This is a genomic window from Leifsonia sp. Root227, from assembly GCF_001428745.1.
GTDB lineage: Bacteria > Actinomycetota > Actinomycetes > Actinomycetales > Microbacteriaceae > Leifsonia.
Window position 1 is genome coordinate 655,456 of record NZ_LMIO01000001.1, and the last position, 15,806, is coordinate 671,261.

13 protein-coding genes are annotated in these 15,806 nt (G+C 69.0%); 12 read left to right on the forward strand and 1 reads right to left on the reverse strand.

Going from position 1 to position 15,806, the window contains the following annotated elements; all coding sequences use genetic code 11:
- Positions 1-3: 3 nt before the first annotated feature.
- The 4 genes from ASE16_RS03075 (at position 4) to ASE16_RS03090 (ending at position 5,715) form a co-directional block, all read left to right on the forward strand.
- The gene (locus ASE16_RS03075) at positions 4-1,299 is read left to right on the forward strand and encodes an ABC transporter substrate-binding protein (RefSeq protein ID WP_055890438.1); all 1,296 of its coding nucleotides are present in this window, start codon (positions 4-6) and stop codon (positions 1,297-1,299) included.
- Between the two features lie 8 nt (positions 1,300-1,307).
- Entirely contained in the window at positions 1,308-2,330 is a 1,023-nt protein-coding gene (locus ASE16_RS03080) for a carbohydrate ABC transporter permease (protein ID WP_082581183.1), read from the forward strand.
- A 38-nt stretch (positions 2,331-2,368) separates the two neighbouring features.
- Positions 2,369-3,202: a carbohydrate ABC transporter permease gene (locus tag ASE16_RS03085; protein ID WP_235500368.1), complete on the forward strand. Its 834-nt coding sequence runs from the start codon at positions 2,369-2,371 to the stop codon at positions 3,200-3,202.
- A 101-nt stretch (positions 3,203-3,303) separates the two neighbouring features.
- The gene (locus tag ASE16_RS03090; protein WP_055890442.1) at positions 3,304-5,715 is read left to right on the forward strand and encodes a glycoside hydrolase family 3 N-terminal domain-containing protein; all 2,412 of its coding nucleotides are present in this window, start codon (positions 3,304-3,306) and stop codon (positions 5,713-5,715) included.
- 4 nt (positions 5,716-5,719) lie between these two features.
- Here the strand turns inward: ASE16_RS03090 and ASE16_RS03095 are convergent, their stop codons facing one another.
- Entirely contained in the window at positions 5,720-6,688 is a 969-nt protein-coding gene (locus tag ASE16_RS03095; RefSeq protein WP_055890444.1) for an acetylxylan esterase, read from the reverse strand.
- 76 nt (positions 6,689-6,764) lie between these two features.
- On the opposite strand from ASE16_RS03095, the gene ASE16_RS03100 reads away from it, so the two are divergent.
- From ASE16_RS03100 to ASE16_RS03135, 8 genes are all read left to right on the forward strand, one after another.
- Complete coding sequence (locus ASE16_RS03100) at positions 6,765-7,772, forward strand: LacI family DNA-binding transcriptional regulator (RefSeq protein ID WP_055890446.1); 1,008 nt, start codon at positions 6,765-6,767, stop codon at positions 7,770-7,772.
- A 106-nt stretch (positions 7,773-7,878) separates the two neighbouring features.
- Positions 7,879-9,093: a Gfo/Idh/MocA family protein gene (locus tag ASE16_RS03105; protein ID WP_055890448.1), complete on the forward strand. Its 1,215-nt coding sequence runs from the start codon at positions 7,879-7,881 to the stop codon at positions 9,091-9,093.
- Positions 9,090-9,782 carry a ThuA domain-containing protein gene (locus ASE16_RS03110; RefSeq protein ID WP_055890450.1) on the forward strand — a complete coding sequence of 231 codons (693 nt, stop codon included), beginning with the start codon at positions 9,090-9,092 and terminating at the stop codon, positions 9,780-9,782. Before ASE16_RS03105 ends, ASE16_RS03110 begins: the two co-directional genes overlap by 4 nt.
- Positions 9,767-10,864, forward strand: coding sequence for a Gfo/Idh/MocA family protein (locus ASE16_RS03115; protein WP_055890453.1), 1,098 nt, complete (start codon positions 9,767-9,769; stop codon positions 10,862-10,864). The genes ASE16_RS03110 and ASE16_RS03115 overlap by 16 nt, the downstream gene beginning before the upstream one ends.
- Positions 10,865-10,949: 85 nt before the next feature.
- Positions 10,950-12,122, forward strand: a complete 1,173-nt coding sequence (locus ASE16_RS03120) for an ROK family protein (protein ID WP_055890455.1) — start codon at positions 10,950-10,952, stop codon at positions 12,120-12,122.
- A 205-nt stretch (positions 12,123-12,327) separates the two neighbouring features.
- Positions 12,328-13,557 (forward strand): multidrug effflux MFS transporter, encoded by a 1,230-nt coding sequence (locus ASE16_RS03125; RefSeq protein WP_055891522.1) that lies wholly within the window; start codon positions 12,328-12,330, stop codon positions 13,555-13,557.
- Between the two features lie 136 nt (positions 13,558-13,693).
- On the forward strand, positions 13,694-14,386 hold the full coding sequence (locus ASE16_RS03130) for a phosphatase PAP2 family protein (protein ID WP_055890457.1): 693 nt from the start codon (positions 13,694-13,696) through the stop codon (positions 14,384-14,386).
- A gap of 53 nt (positions 14,387-14,439) precedes the next feature.
- Complete coding sequence (locus ASE16_RS03135) at positions 14,440-15,708, forward strand: saccharopine dehydrogenase family protein (RefSeq protein WP_055890459.1); 1,269 nt, start codon at positions 14,440-14,442, stop codon at positions 15,706-15,708.
- The last annotated feature ends 98 nt before the right edge of the window (positions 15,709-15,806 follow it).

The window sequence follows — 15,806 nt, forward strand, 5'->3', positions numbered from 1 at the left end:
ACAATGAAGAGGCAATTTCGGGTCGCGGGTATTCTCGCGGTCGTTGCGGGCACAGCGCTGCTCGCGACGGGCTGTTCTGGCAACAGCAACAGCAGTTCGAGTGACGGCAAAGTCTCGATGACTTTCTGGACCAACGCGACCACCGGTCCTGGCCAGACCTTCTGGAAGAAGACCATCGCGGACTTCGAGAAGGCCAACCCCAACGTCACGATCAAGATGCAGACCATCCAGAACGAGGACCTCGACGGAAAGCTGCAGACCGCGCTCAACTCGGGCGACGCTCCCGACATCTTCCTGCAGCGCGGCGGCGGCAAGATGGCCGCCATGGCGGACGCGGGCCAGCTCATGGACATCAGCGACTCGATCGACGCAGACGTCAAGAGCGCTGTCAGCGACGGAGCGTTCAAGGGCGAGTCGTACCAGGGCAAGGTCTATGCCATGCCGATCGACGTGCAGCCGGAGGGCATCTACTACAGCCAGGACCTGTTCAAGGCAGCGGGCATCGACACCCCGCCGACCACGATGGACGAGCTGAACGCCGACATCGTCAAGCTCAAGGCGACCGGCGTCGCACCCGTCGCCGTGGGCGCGAAGGACGCATGGCCGGCAGCGCACTGGTACTACAACTTCGCACTCCGCGAGTGCAGCGAGTCGACGCTCGACAAGACGGCGTCGACCCTCAAGTTCGACGACTCGTGCTGGACTAAGGCCGGAGACGACCTGAAGGCGTTCAACGACACCAAGCCGTTCAACGACGGGTTCCTCACCACCGCAGCCCAGCAGGGCGCAGGCAGCTCGGCCGGTCTCGTCGCGAACCACAAGGCGGCCATGGAACTCATGGGCGCCTGGGACCCGGGAGTGATCGCATCGCTCACGCCCGACGAGAAGCCGCTGCCCGACCTGGCGTGGTTCCCGTTCCCCGCGACCTCCAGCGGTAAGGGAGACCCCGCATCCATGATGGGCGGCCTCGACGGATACTCCTGCTCGGCCAAGGCGCCGAAGAAGGAGTGCACCGCGTTCCTCAACTACACCGCCACCAAGGACGTCCAGGAGGCGTACGCCACCGCGTTCAACACCATCCCGGTGAACAAGGACGCTCAGGGCGGCATCGAGGGCGCGTACATCAAGCCGGTCCTCGAGGCGTACAACAAGGCGCCGTTCGTCTCCCAGTACCTCGACACCCTCTACGGCCAGAGCGTCGGCAACGCGCTCAACACCGGTGTCGTCAACCTGCTGGCAGGTCAGGGTTCCGTCGCCGACATCATCAGCGGCGTCAACCAGGCCGCCGCTAAGGGGTAATCAGAACCATGAGCAGTTCCCTGGATGCGAAGTCGGAGATCGACACGCAGCCGAGCGGGGACGTGCAGACGGTCGGGGGCGGCGCACAGCGTGCGTCGTCCCCGGCCGGGGCGCGGCCCAAGCGGAAGGAAGATCGTCGCAAGGGCCTGGAGATCGCGATTCTCGCCGGGCCAGCGATCATCATCTTCGTCGGCTTCGTGATCCTGCCGGTCATCATGGCCGCCTACTACGGCTTCTTCAAATGGAAGGGCTACGGCGCCCCCACCGACTTCGTCGGAATCAACAACTACCTCATCATCTTCACGGACAGCGCGTTCCACCAGGCGCTGCTCCACAACGGCATCATCGTGGTGCTGTCCCTCGTCATGCAGGGCCCGGTCGCGATCATCCTGGCCCTCCTGCTCAACCAGAAGATCCGCGGGCGCTCGATCATCCGCGTGCTGATCTTCGTCCCGTACGTGATCTCCGAGGTGATCGTCGGAACCGGCTGGAGCCTCATGCTCCAGACCTCCGGCGCGATCAACGACCTGCTGGAGCACATCGGGCTCGGCGCGTTCAAGGCCAACTGGCTGTCCGATCCGAAGATCGCCATCTGGACCCTGATGATCATCATCTCGTGGAAGTACATCGGCTTCGCCGTCATCCTCTTCCTCGCCGGCCTGCAGAGCATCCCGGAGGAGCTCTTCGAGGCCGCGCAGATCGACGGGGCGAGCTACTGGCAGATCCAGCGCAGGATCACCCTGCCGCTGCTCGGGCCGACCGTACGCATCTGGGCGTTCCTCTCGATCATCGGGTCGCTGCAGTTGTTCGACCTGGTGTACATCATCTGGGGCCAGTACGTCGCATCCACGGCGGGCACATCGACCATGGCGACCTACATGGTGGCCAACGGGCGCAACTCGGGGAACTACGGGTTCGGCAACGCCGTCGCCGTCGTGATCTTCGTCATCTCGCTCGTCATCGCACTGATCTACCAGCGCTTCGTGTTGCGACGTGACATGGCCGGCGCGATCACGGAGAAGGAAAAGTGACCACCACAGCACTCCGCACGGCGGCCAGGAAGGAGTCGGTGTCGTTCGGCACCCGCTTCCGTCGCGCCAAGCCGTTCACCTACCTCGTCGCACTCGTGTTCATCGCGGTGTGCCTCGCCCCCGTCCTCTACATCGTCGTCGGCGGCTTCCGCACCAATTCGCAGATCACGAACGCGCCCTCCGCGTGGCCGAACCCGTGGCAGTTCGACAACTACCTCAACGTGCTGGTCAGCTCGACGTTCTGGCAGGAGGTCGGGAACTCGGCCATCGCCGGGCTCGCGACCACGCTCGGCGTCGTCGTCCTCGGCGTGATGGTGAGCTACGTGCTCGCCCGCTACGACTTCGTCGGCCGCGGTGCGATGTACGCCCTGTTCGCGGCCGGCCTGATGTTCCCGATGACCGTGGCCATCACCCCGCTGTACCTGCTGGTGAAAGACCTCGGCCTCACGAACAACCTCGCGGGCGTCATCCTGCCGCAGATCGCGTTCGGGCTGCCCACCACGGTCATCATCATGGTGCCGTTCCTCAAAGCGATCCCGATGGAGATCGAGGAGGCGGCATCCATCGACGGTGCGAGCAGGCTCGGCTTCTTCTGGCGCATGGTGATCCCGCTGTCGCTGCCCGGGGTCGTCACCGTCGGCATCCTGGCGTTCATCGGCAGCTGGAACAGCTACATGCTTCCCCTGTTCATCCTGAACGACCAGTCGACGTTCACGCTGCCGCTCGGCGTCCAGGCGTTCTCGTCGCAGTACTCGGTGGACACGGCCAAGGTGCTGGCGTTCACCTCGCTGTCGATGATCCCGGCGCTGATCTTCTTCTCGCTGTTCGAGCGCCGCATCGTCGGCGGCCTGACCGGCGCGGTCAAGGGCTGACCGCGGCTCCCGCCCGTTTCCCTCTCCCCGCATTCAGCTCTCTTTTGTGATTGGTTCCTGTGAAGAAAAGCACTGAGTCCGCGACCGTTCCTCCCGCGGCCATGCCAGACGTCTCGGAGCGCGTCCGCGCGCTGCACGCCCGGATGACCCTCGAAGAGAAGCTCGCGCAGATCGTCGGATACTGGCTCGACCAGAACGGCCTCGTCGCCCCCATGCAGGGCGAGATGGCCGCGGGTCAGGAGACGAAGGGCAGCCTCGCCGACGTGACCCGTCACGGGATCGGGCACTACACCAGGGTCTACGGCACCCGGCCGGTCGATCCTGCGGAGCGTGCAGCCTGGCTCTGGCAGGAGCAGCGCAGGCTGAAGCGAGAGACCAGGCTGGGCATCCCAGCCCTGGTGCACGAGGAGTGCCTGACCGGGCTCGCCACCTGGAAAGCCGCGACCTTCCCGACGCCGCTGGCCTGGGGTGCGTCTTTCGACCCTGAGCTGGTGCAGCAGGTGGCCCGCTCGATCGGCGACGCGATGAAGCAGCTCGGCATCCACCAGGGTCTCGCCCCCGTGCTCGACGTGGTGCGCGACCCCCGCTGGGGTCGCGTTGACGAGTGCATCGGCGAGGACCCATACCTCGTCGGCACCGTCGGCACCGCGTATGTGCGGGGCCTGCAGGATGCGGGGGTGCACGCAACGCTCAAGCACTTCCTGGGATACTCGGCGTCCCGTGCCGGCCGCAACCACGCGCCGGTGCACGCGGGGCCGCGCGAGATCGCCGATGTCTTCCTCCCACCGTTCGAGATGGCCATCCTGGACGGCGGCGCCCGCTCGGTGATGAACTCGTACACCGAGATCGACGGCGTCCCGGTGGCCGCCGACCCGGATCTGCTCACCGGGACGCTGCGGGAGAAGCTCGGCTTCGACGGCGTCGTCGTCGCCGACTACTTCGCCGTCGCCTTCCTGGAGGTCATGCACGCCGTCGCCGCCGACCGCGGAGAGGCGGCAGCGCTCGCGCTGGAGGCCGGCATCGACATCGAGCTGCCGACAGGAGACGCCTACCTGCAGCCGCTGGCCGACCGCATCCGAGCCGGTGCGTTCGACGAGGCGTATGTCGACCGCGCCGTGCTCCGTGCGCTCGCGCAGAAGGAGGAGCTCGGACTGCTCGACGCCGACGCGTTCGAGGACGAGCCGCCTGCGGTGGTCGACCTCGACTCGCCGCGGCACCGTGAGCTGGCCAGACGCCTCGCGGAGGAGTCGGTCGTGCTGCTCAGGAACGACGGCGTCCTCCCGCTCGGCGCACGCCGGACCCCGGTCTCGACGGTGGCGGTGATCGGCCCGAACGCCGACAGGGCAGAGGCGCTGCAGGGCTGCTACTCCTTCGCCAACCACGTCCTGCCAGCGCACCCCGGCCTCCCGCTCGGATTCGAGATCCCGACCGTGCTGGAGTCGCTGCCAGGCGCGTTCGCGGACGCGGGGCTCCCCGTCCCCGAGTTCGTCCACGCCGAGGGCTGTGCTGTTGAAGGCGACGACGAGTCCGGTTTCCAGGCGGCGGTGGATGCGGCGACCGGGGCCGACCTCGCCGTCGTCGTCGTCGGCGACCAGGCGGGTCTGTTCGGCCGCGGCACGGTCGGTGAGGGCAACGACTCAGAGTCGCTCGAGCTGCCCGGCGCCCAGCGCCGCCTCGTCGAGGCCGTCATCGCGACGGGCACGCCGGTCGTGATGGTCCTGCTCACCGGCCGCCCGTACGCGATCGACTGGGCGCTCCACAGCGAGGCGGCCCCTGGCGCCGTGCTCCAGGCCTTCTTCCCCGGCGAAGGCGGAGGACCCGCCATCGCCGACATCCTGACCGGACGCGTGAACCCGTCCGGCCGCCTCCCCGTCTCGATGCCGCGCTCGGCAGGAGCACAGCCGTACTCCTACCTGCACCCGATCCTCGGCGGCCCGTCCGACGTGACGGCGACCGACTCCACTCCGGTGCTCCCGTTCGGCTTCGGTCTGTCGTACAGCTCGTTCGCGTACTCCGACCTCGCGGTCGACCTGACCGCATCCACCGACGGGTCGTTCGCAGCGACGCTGACGGTGACCAACACCGGCTCCGTGCGCGGAGCGGACACCGTGCAGCTGTACGGCCGCGACGTCGCAGCGACCGTCACCCGCCCGGTGGCGCAGCTGCTCGGCTACGCCAGAGTCACCCTCGACGCCGGTGAATCGGTGCGCGTGACCTTCGATGTGCCTGCCACCCGGTTCGCGTTCAGCGATCGCGGGATGGTCAGGGTCGTCGAGCCGGGAGACGTGGAGGTGTGGGCGGCGACGCACGCGGCCGCATCCACGGGTCTCCGCGGCGACGAGGTCACCGGCGGCGCCATCGTCAACGAGAAGCAGGCGGATGTGCGGGACATCCCTGGTGCGGCGACGCCGCGGGCGACGCTGACGCTGACCGGCGCCGTGCACCAGGTGACGTCCGCGGACAGACGGACCGTGCGGGTGCTGCTCTCGGAGCGCGTGCCGGAGACGGTCTAGACCGCTAGAGGCGCGTCGCCAGCCAGCGCGCCTGCTTCTGCCACTGCACGGCGGACCCGCCCTCGTGGTCGTTGAACGGGTACACCTCGAGCGTCGTGTCCTCCGCCGCGAGGTGGTTGTACGCGGCCACCGTGGTCGACGGCGGGACGACGCTGTCCATGAGCGCCACCGAGAACAGCGACGGGGCGTGGATGCGGCGGGCGAAGTTCACGCCGTCGAAGTACGAGAGGGTGCGGAACACGGCATCCACCTCGTCGCGGTGCACGGCCAGGTAGGTGGCGAGTTCCAGGTACGGGCCGCCGACCGCGACCTCGGCGCCGCGGCGGAAGGCGCAGAGGAACGCGACGTCGGGGAGCACGGCGCGCACGCCGTCGGCGAGAGCCGCCGCGGCGATGGCGATGCCGCCGCCCTGACTTCCGCCCGTCACGGCGATGCGGCCGGCGTCGACGAACGGGAAGGCGCGTGTCGCATCCACGGCCCGCACCGCGTCGGTGAAGACGCGGCGGTAGTAGTACGCGGACGGGTCGTGGATGCCGCGGGTCATGTATCCGGGAGTCGCAGGGCCGGAGCCGTGCGGGTCGGGGGTGTCGCCTCCCGTGCCCCAGTTGCTGCCCTGGCCGCGGGTGTCCACGAACACGTGAACGTAACCGGCGAGCGCCCAGAGCACGTTCTCGCCTGGCAGGCCCCGCCCTCCGCCGTAGCCCTGGAACTGCACGACGGCGGGCAGGGGACCCTCCGCATCCCGTGGCCGGGAGACCCAGGCGCGCACCGGCTCGCCGTTGAAACCGGGGAAGGTCAGGTCTTCGACGACGAGCTGCGTGATCGGGGTGTCCGCCGGGGTGAGGGTGGTCTCGCCTCCGGCTGCGCGCGCTTCGGCGAGCGTCTCCGTCCAGAACGCGTCGAAGTCGGCCGGCTCGTCCACCTCGGGGCGGAAGGCGAGCAGTTCGGCGGGGGAGAGGTCGGTGAAAGCCATCTCTGAGCGAGTCCTCCTGGGAAGTTTTCGCCGGATCGGGCGAAAGGGATGGGCCACATTGTGGCACAGTGTGTGCATGTCCGATCACAACCGGCCGACACTGGAGGCGATAGCGCGGCAGGCGTCCGTCTCGCTGTCGACCGCGTCCAAGGTGCTGAACGGTCGGCCGGGGGTGTCCGCATCCACTCGCCAGCGGGTCGAGGAGCTGCTGCGGGACTCCGGCTACGCCAGGCGCGGCCTCGATCCAGAGCGCGGCGGGCTGGTCGAGCTGGTGGTCGAGGATCTGCTGAGCGAGTGGTCGGTGGAGATCATCCGCGGCGTCGAGCGGATCACGCGCGAGGCCGGGTTCGTGCTCGCCCTCTCCGCACTCGGCGACCACCACAAGCCGCGGGACGAGTGGATGACCGGGGTGCTGCAGCGCAAGCCCGTCGCGGTCATCCTGCAGTTCTCCGACCTCACCGTGGCGCACCGCAGGCAACTGCGCACCAGGAACATCCCCTTCGTCGTGGTGGACCCGGCAGGCGACCCTCCAGCGGACGTCCCCGCCGTCGGTACCACCAACTGGGCGGGCGGCGTCGCGGCGACCAGGCACCTGATCGGCCTCGGCCACACCAGGATCGGCGTCATCTCCGGCCCGGCGGACCTGATGTGCTCGCGGGCGAGGGTGGCGGGATACCAGTCCGCTCTGGCCGAGGCCGGCATCCCGTTCGTGGAGGAGCTTGCGGGCTCCGGCTCGTTCGGGCAGCGCGACGGTGAGCGGGAGGGGCGGCGGCTGCTCGGCCTCCGCGACCGGCCCACCGCGATCTTCGCCGGCAACGACCAGCAGGCGCTCGGCGTGTACGACGCTGCGGCGGCTCTGGGGCTGGAGGTGCCACGGGATGTCTCCGTCGTCGGCTTCGACGACGTGCGGCCTGCGCTGTGGGCGCGGCCGCCGCTGACGACCGTGCGCCAGCCGCTGCAGGAGATGGCGGAGGAAGCGACCAGGATGGCGCTGCGGCTGCGTTCCGGCGAGGTCGACAACGCGCGTCTCGAGCTGGCCACGTCGCTCGTGGTGCGGCAGTCGACGGCGGCTCCCACATCCTGAATCGGCGCGGTTCGCGCGAAAGTTTTCCAATGCCCGCTCGAAACTTGTGGCCTCGGTTGAGCCGGCAATAGCGTCGAACGGCGGGACGACGCGAAGGAGCGAGACGATGACGGATGCGGCCACCGAGCTGCGCGTGGCGATGGTCGGCTACGGGTTCATGGGCGCCGCCCACTCCCAGGGCTGGCGGGTCGCCCCGCGGTTCTTCCCCCTCGATGCGCAGCCGGTGATGCACACCATCGTCGGCCGCGACAGGGTGGAGGCGGCGAGGGAGCGCTTCGGCTGGCAGTACGCGGAGACCGACTGGCGCCGCGTCGTCGACGACCCCGCCATCGACATCGTCGACATCTGCTCGCCTGGCGCATCGCACGCCGAGATCGCCATCGCGGCCCTGGATGCTGGCAAGCACGTCCTCTGCGAGAAGCCGCTGGCCAACACGGTGGAGGAGGCGGAGGCGATGGTCGCCGCCGCCGAGCGCGCCGCCGCCCGCGGAGTGCGGTCGATGGTCGGCTTCAGCTACCGCCGCGTGCCCGCCATCGGCTTCGCCAAGCGGCTCGTGGAGGAGGGCAGGCTGGGCACGATCCGCCAGGTGCGGGCGCTCTACCTGCAGGACTGGCTGACCGACGAGAACGGCCCGATGACCTGGCGGCTCGACAAGGACGCGGCAGGCTCCGGCTCGCTCGGCGACATCGGCGCGCACGCGATCGACCTGGTCGAGCACATCACGGGCTCCCGCCTCGACAGCGTCTCCGGCACCCTGGCGACCTTCGTCGAGGAGCGCCCACTGCTCGGAGAGACGGTCGGCCTGTCAGGCACGGCGTCGACGGAGCGCGGCAGGGTGACCGTGGACGACGCCGCCTGGTTCACGGCGCGGCTCGGCGGAGGAGGAGCAGCATCCGGAGCCATCGGCGCGTTCGAGGCCACCCGCTACGCCACCGGCCGAAAGAATGCGCTGCGGATCGAGCTGAGCGGTTCGCTCGGCGCCATCGCCTTCGATCTGGAGGCGATGAACGAGCTCCAGTACTACGACGCGACCGCCCCGGCGGGGGAGCAGGGCTTCACGCGCATCATCGTGACGGAGCCCGAGCATCCATACATGGCCAACTGGTGGCCGACCGGGCACGCGATCGGTTACGAGCACGCCTTCAGCCACCAGATCAAGGACTTCGTCGACGACATCACGCGCGGCCGCGATCCGCAGCCGTCGTTCGCAGACGGGCTGCACGTGCAGCGCGTGCTGGCCGCCGTGGAACGCAGCGCGGCCACCGGCAGCGCGTGGACGTCGACCGCCGTACAGGCAGAACAGACAGGACAGGAAGCATGACCAGGAACGCACTCGTCGTCCGCGGCGGCTGGGACGGGCACATGCCCGTCGAGACCACCGACCTCTTCATCCCGTATCTCGAAGCGAACGGCTTCGACGTGCGCGTCGAGGACGGCCCGGCGATCTACACCGACGAGGCCTACCTGGACACGGTGGACCTGGTGCTCCAGATCAACACGATGAGCACCATCTCCAAAGAGGAGTTCGCCGGCCTGCAGCGCGCCGTCCTCAACGGGACCGGCCTCGCCGGCTGGCACGGCGGCATCGCGGACGCCTACCGCGACAACGCCGACTACCTGCACATGATCGGCGGCCAGTTCGCCCATCACGCCGGCATCGACCCCGCAGACCGCACCGGCGAGCAGTCGGACAACTACATCCCGTACACGGTGCACATCACCGACTACGGCCGCACGCACCCCATCACAGAGGGCATCGACGACTTCGACCTGGTCAGCGAGCAGTACTGGGTCCTGAGCGACGAATACAACGACGTCCTCGCCACCACGACGCAGGCTGTGCGCCCGTGGGATGCGTGGAACCGCCCCGTCACGGCGCCCGCCATCTGGACGCGCCAGTGGGGCAAGGGCCGGATCTTCGTCTCCGCACCCGGCCACCGGCTGGAGATCGTGGAGAGCCAGCCCGTCCGCACCATCATCGAGAGGGGGCTGCTGTGGGCAGCACGTTGAATGTCGGCGTCGTCGGGGTCGGCAACATCAGCCGCCAGTACTTCGAACGGTTCCCGCAGCTGCCGAACCTGTCGCTGACGGCGGTCGCCGACCTGGACCTCGGCCGCGCATCCGCCGTCGCCGCCGAGCAGGGCGTCGAGGCGCTGACCGTGGATGCGCTGATCGCCGACCCGCGGATCGACGCCGTCCTCAACCTCACCATCCCCGCCGCGCACACCGAGATCGCGCTCGCGGCACTGGATGCTGGCAAGCACGTCTACGGCGAGAAGCCGCTCGCGCTCGCCACGGCCGACGCCGTCCCCGTGCTGGAGCGCGCCGCAGAGAAGGGGCTGCGCGTCGGGAGCGCGCCGGACACGGTGCTCGGTACGGGCATCCAGACCGCTCGCGCACTGCTCGACGACGGGCGGATCGGGCGACCGGTGGGAGCGGCGGTGTCGTGGACGGCGCCAGGACACGAGCTGTGGCATCCAGCGCCAGCGTTCTACTACCAGCCGGGCGGCGGACCGCTGTTCGACATGGGGCCGTACTACCTGACCAGCCTGGTCACGTTCTTCGGCCCGGTCGTTCGGGTGTCCGGCGCTGTCGGCCGCTCAGAGCGAGCGCGCACGGTGGCGACGGGACCGCTCGCCGGAACGGTCATCCCCGTCGACGTCGACACGCATGTCACGGCGATCCTGGAGCACGCCGACGGCGTCATCTCCACCGTGACGGTGTCGTTCGAGGTGTGGGAGTCCCGCATCCCGCTGTTCGAGGTCTACGGCACGGGAGGCACCGTCGCGGTGCCGGACCCGAACGCGTTCTCGCAGACCGCATCCATCGCCACCGCCGACGACCGCACCTGGCGCGAGGTTCCGGATGCGGCAGGGTACGTCGACGCCGGACGTGGCGTCGGGCTCGCCGACCTCGCCCGCGCGGTGGAGACCGGGAGGCCCCACCGCGCATCCGGAGAGCTGGCGTTCCACGTGCTGGACATCATGGAGTCGATCATCGCTGCCGGGCACAGCCACGAGGTCGTCACGCTGCGCTCGACGGTGGAGCGGCCGGAACCGGTGCCGCTCGGTGCGCGCCCAGAGAGCTGGTGAGGCGCAGAGGACCGCTGACAGGGCGCCGTCTGCTGGTGCTGATGCGCCGACCCGTGTGGCGCGAAACGGTACAGTACACAGGACCATGAACACGACCGGCACCAACCTCGACACCGTGCGCCGGAACAACCTCGCCACGGTGCTCGGGCTCGTGCACCGCGGCGGCCCGGCCGCCCGCTCATCGCTCACGCACGCCACGGGGCTGAACCGGTCGACGGTCGGCGCGCTCGTGGCAGAGCTGGTCGAGCTGGGGCTCGTCACAGAGCGAGAGCCGGGGACGAGCAACAGGGTCGGGCGTCCGTCACCCGTGGTCGTCGCGGACGGCCGCGTGGTCGCGCTCGCGGTGAACCCCGAGATCGACGCGGTCACCGTCGGCGTCGTCGGCCTCGACGGCGCCGTGCACCGGCGCGTGCGGTTCCCGCTGGACCACGTCCCGGGAGCGGAGGAGGCGGCAGCGGTCGCCGCCGCGGTCATCGACGGACTGCGCCCAGACCTCTCCGCGGCGAGCAGGGTGGTCGGCATCGGCGTGGCCGTGCCAGGGCTGGTGCGCGAGGGCGACGGCGTCGTGCGGCTCGCGCCGCACCTGGAATGGCGCGACGAACCGTTCGCCTCCGAGCTCGCCGCTGCGACAGGGCTCACCGTCAGCGCGGCCAACGACGCCAACCTCGGCGCGAACGCCGAACGGCTCTTCGGCGCAGGACGGGGAGCGAGCGACCTGGTCTACCTCAACGGCGGCGCATCCGGTATCGGAGCAGGCGTCATCGTCGGCGGCGTATCGCTCACGGGCGTCTCCGGCTACGCGGGGGAGCTCGGCCACACGCTCGTCAACTCCAACGGCGTGCGCTGTCACTGCGGCGCCATCGGCTGCCTGGAGACCGAAGTGAGCCAGCGGGCGCTCCTGGCGGCCATCGGGCTGGAGGCGGCCGACAGCGAGGAACTGGATCGCGCGCTCGCCGCGGCGGTCGCAGCAGGGGATGCGAGGGTGGGCGCCGAGATCGAGCGGCAGCTCGGCTTCCTCGCCATCGCACTGCGCAACGCGACCAACGTATTCAACCCGGAGCTGGTGGTGCTCGGCGGGTTCCTCGGCTCGCTGTTCGCCGTCGCGCCGGAGCGGCTCGCGGCGCTCGTCGCCGAGCAGGCGATGGCGGCGTCGGGGGAGCACCTGCGGATCGCGCGCGCGGAGCTCGGGGCGAACATCCTGATGATCGGCGCGGCTGAGCTCGCGTTCGCACCGCTCCTCGCTGCTCCGGCCGACTGAGCGCATCCCCTGTCGGATTCCCCCCGAACTCGGGGATGTGCACGGTAACATTCGCGCCCGGTATCCGATAGGATTGTCGAGCAACGACGGTCGAATCGATTCGAACGAGCGAGTAGCACCACCGCCGGAATCCCGGCAGCACCCCTCCCACCCACGCACCGCGGCTTCCCCCGCGGTGTTCGTCTTCCCAGTCAAGGACCCCTTCGTGACCACCGTCGTGCATCCAGGAGACTCGCTCTCCGGTCGCCAGCGCCTCGCATACATCCTGATCCTCGGTGCGCTCACCGCGCTCGGGCCGTTCACCATCGACACGTACCTCCCCGCGCTGCCGACGCTGCAGGCCGACTTCAACGTCTCGACGGCGGCGATCCAGCTCACGCTCACGGCCACGACGATCGGGTTCGGCGTCGGCCAGCTGCTCGTGGGTCCGTGGAGCGACAAGATCGGGCGCCGCCTGCCGCTCATCCTGTCGACCATCGTGCACATCCTGGCCTGCCTCGGCGCCGCCGCAGCCCCGAACGTCGAGCTGCTCGGGCTCGCCCGCGCCATGCAGGGCATCGGCGCCGCGGCGGGCGGTGTCGTCGCGATGGCGATGGTGCGCGACCTGTTCGGCGGACGGCCGCTGGTCAGGATGCTTAGCCGCCTCGCGCTCGTCAACGGCCTCGCGCCCGTGCTCGCGCCGGTGATCGGCTCGTGGCTGCTGCTGGTCATGCCGTGGCGCGGCATCTTCGTCGTGCTCGCCTGCTACGGGCTGTTCGTCGTCATCTGCGTCTCGCTCTGGATCGTCGAGACCCTACCGAAGGCCCGTCGTCACGACGCAGGCCACTCCACCATGCGGCAGCGGTACAAGGCCGTGCTGAGCGACCGGATCTTCGTCGGCATCGCCATCGTCGGCGCCGCCAACTTCACCGGCCTGTTCTCCTATCTCTCGTCGAGCTCGTTCGTGTTCCAGGAGATCTACAAGTTCAACGCGCAGGAATACGGCCTGCTGTTCGCGGTCAACTCCATCGGCATCATCATCGGCGTGCAGTCGGCGGCGCGGATCACGAAGTACGTCGGCCCGCAATGGATCCTCGCCGTGTCGACGGTCGTGATGTTCGTCTCCAGCGTGCTCATCGTCATCCTCGACCAGGCGCACGTCGGACTCTGGGGAACGGCCATCCCGCTGTGGTTCTTCATCGCGGCGTGCGGGTTCGGGTTCCCCTGCGTGCAGGTGCTCGCGTTGAACGGTCACGGGCACGAAGCGGGGACCGCCGCCTCCCTCCTCGGCGCGCTGAACTTCGGCATCGCGGGCATCGTCTCCCCGATCGTCGGCATCCTGGGCGTCGGAAGCGCCACCCCGATGGGCTTCGTCATGGCCATCTGCGCCCTCGTCTCCATCGCCGCGCTCTGGTTCATCGTGCGCCCCCGCACCGTCCCCGCCCTAGCCCAGTAGCTCCCCCCTCCGCTCCCCCCTCCGCTCCCGCTCCCCGATCATCGAGTCCGGAGTTGTTCATGCGCCACGCCGATGCTGGCTGTGAACAACTCAGGACTCGATAGTTCTCCAGCAGGGGATGAGTACGTTGGTCGACATGGGATCGGCACACGAGGACATCCAGCAGGCCGCGAAGGTGAGCAGGAGGTGGCCGGTGATCTCCGCGTCCGTCGCCGTGGGGCTCGTCGTGGTCCTCGGCGTCATCATCGCCTTCCGCCCGAAGGAGCCGTTCGCGCTCGACCTCGAGTGGATGGGCGAGATCGTCGAGCATCGTTCGCCGATCTGGCTGGGGCCCGCGCTGTTCTTCAACTACGCGGGCGGCGGCATCGTCGGGTCGATCGTCATTCCCGTCGTGATCTTCCTTCTGCTGCTCGCGTTCCGCAGGCCGTGGGGTGCGACGTTCTTCGCCGTCGCGAGCATCCTGTCGGTTGCGGCCGTTCAGCTGCTCAAGCACACGGTCGGCCGTGCCCGCCCGACCGAGATCCTGGTGCAGTCGGACACCGGCTCATTCCCGTCAGGGCATACAGCCAACGCCGCGACGATGGTCGTGGTGCTCGCGATCATCTTCCCGCGCGTCTGGGTGTGGGTCCTCGGCGCCGTCTGGGCGATCCTGATGGCGGTCAGCCGCACCTACCTGGGGGCGCACTGGCTCAGCGACACGGTCGGCGGTCTGCTTCTCGGGGCGGCCGTCGCGGTGATCGTGTGGGCGCCGCTCGCGCTCCGGCTGGTCAGGGAGCGGCAGCAACCCCATCCGTTCGTACTCGCGGGCGGCAGGCGCGCGCCAGGGTGAGCTATAGCCGAACTCATCGACCGCGGGCGTCCCATGCGCGCTAGCGTTGCGCCATGAGAATTCTGCTCGTGGGCGCCGGCGGGGTCGGCGACGCCATCGCGAAGATCACCGCACGCCGTTCCTTCTACGACGTCATCGTCGTCAGCGACTACGACATCGGCAGGGCCGAGAAGACCATAGGCTGGATTCGAGGGAAGCACGGTGACGACGTCGCGTCGCGCTTCGTCGCCGCCGCGATCGACGCGTCCGACCCGGATGCGGTGGCCGCCGTCGCCAGGGAGCACGGCGCGACCCACGTCATGAACGCCGTGGAGCCGAAGTTCGTCCCCACCATCTTCGCCGGAGCCCTCGCAGCAGGCGCCGACTATCTGGACATGGCGATGAGCCTGTCGGAACCGCATCCCACCGACCCGTACGCGAAGACAGGCGTGAAGCTGGGCGACGACCAGTTCGCGCTCCGCGGCGACTGGGAGACGGCGGGCAGGCTCGCGCTCGTCGGCATGGGCGTCGAGCCGGGGCTGAGCGACGTGTTCGCCCGCTACGCGTCCGACACACTGTTCTCGCGCATCGAGGAACTCGGAACGCGCGACGGGGCGAACCTCGTGGTGCGCGACAGCGACGGCAACGAGATCTTCGCGCCGTCGTTCAGCATCTGGACCACGATCGAGGAGTGCCTGAACCCGCCGGTGATCTTCGAGAAGGACGCTGGCTGGTACACGACGCCGCCGTTCAGCGAGCCGGAGGTGTTCGACTTCCCTGAGGGCATCGGCCCGGTGGAGTGCGTCAACGTGGAGCACGAGGAAGTGCTGCTGATGCCGCGCTGGATCGACGCCGAGCGGGTGACGTTCAAGTACGGGCTGGGCGAGGAGTTCATCGGCATCCTGCGCACGCTGCACCAGCTCGGATTGGACTCGACGACGCCCATCAGGGTGCGCAGCCAGAACGGTCCTGTCGAGGTTGCGCCGCGCGATGTGGTCGCCGCCGCCCTGCCTGACCCTGCAACGATCGGGCCGCGTATGACCGGCAAGACGTGTGCGGGCGTGTGGGTGAAGGGCACCGGTGTGGATGGGAACCCGCGTGAGGTGTACCTGTACCACGTGAGCGACAACGAGTGGACGATGGCCGAGTACGAGTCGCAGTGCGTCGTCTGGCAGACCGCGATGAACCCGGTGATCGCGCTTGAACTTCTCGCGAGCGGAGCGTGGGAGGGCACGGGAGTGCTCGGCCCAGAAGCGTTCGACGCCGCCCCGTTCCTCGAGCTGATGGCGCGCCCGGTCGACGAGGGAGGCTACGGCCAGCCCTGGGGGCTCCGCGAGCAGTAACCAGACGTTTCCCGCGGCAATCGAGTCCGAAGTTGTTCACCTCTCCGTGCGGCGTGTCGGGCGAACAACTTCGGACTCGATTGCTGCGAGCGGGCAGA

Coding starts and splice junctions, on each gene's coding strand:
- ASE16_RS03075 (WP_055890438.1), top strand. CDS start 4: ATGAAGAGGCAATTTCGGGTCGCGGGTATTCTCGCGGTCGTTGCGGGC.
- ASE16_RS03080 (WP_082581183.1), top strand. CDS start 1,308: ATGAGCAGTTCCCTGGATGCGAAGTCGGAGATCGACACGCAGCCGAGC.
- ASE16_RS03090 (WP_055890442.1), top strand. CDS start 3,304: ATGCCAGACGTCTCGGAGCGCGTCCGCGCGCTGCACGCCCGGATGACC.
- ASE16_RS03095 (WP_055890444.1), bottom strand. CDS start 6,688: ATGGCTTTCACCGACCTCTCCCCCGCCGAACTGCTCGCCTTCCGCCCC.
- ASE16_RS03100 (WP_055890446.1), top strand. CDS start 6,765: ATGTCCGATCACAACCGGCCGACACTGGAGGCGATAGCGCGGCAGGCG.
- ASE16_RS03105 (WP_055890448.1), top strand. CDS start 7,879: ATGACGGATGCGGCCACCGAGCTGCGCGTGGCGATGGTCGGCTACGGG.
- ASE16_RS03110 (WP_055890450.1), top strand. CDS start 9,090: ATGACCAGGAACGCACTCGTCGTCCGCGGCGGCTGGGACGGGCACATG.
- ASE16_RS03120 (WP_055890455.1), top strand. CDS start 10,950: ATGAACACGACCGGCACCAACCTCGACACCGTGCGCCGGAACAACCTC.
- ASE16_RS03130 (WP_055890457.1), top strand. CDS start 13,694: ATGGGATCGGCACACGAGGACATCCAGCAGGCCGCGAAGGTGAGCAGG.
- ASE16_RS03135 (WP_055890459.1), top strand. CDS start 14,440: ATGAGAATTCTGCTCGTGGGCGCCGGCGGGGTCGGCGACGCCATCGCG.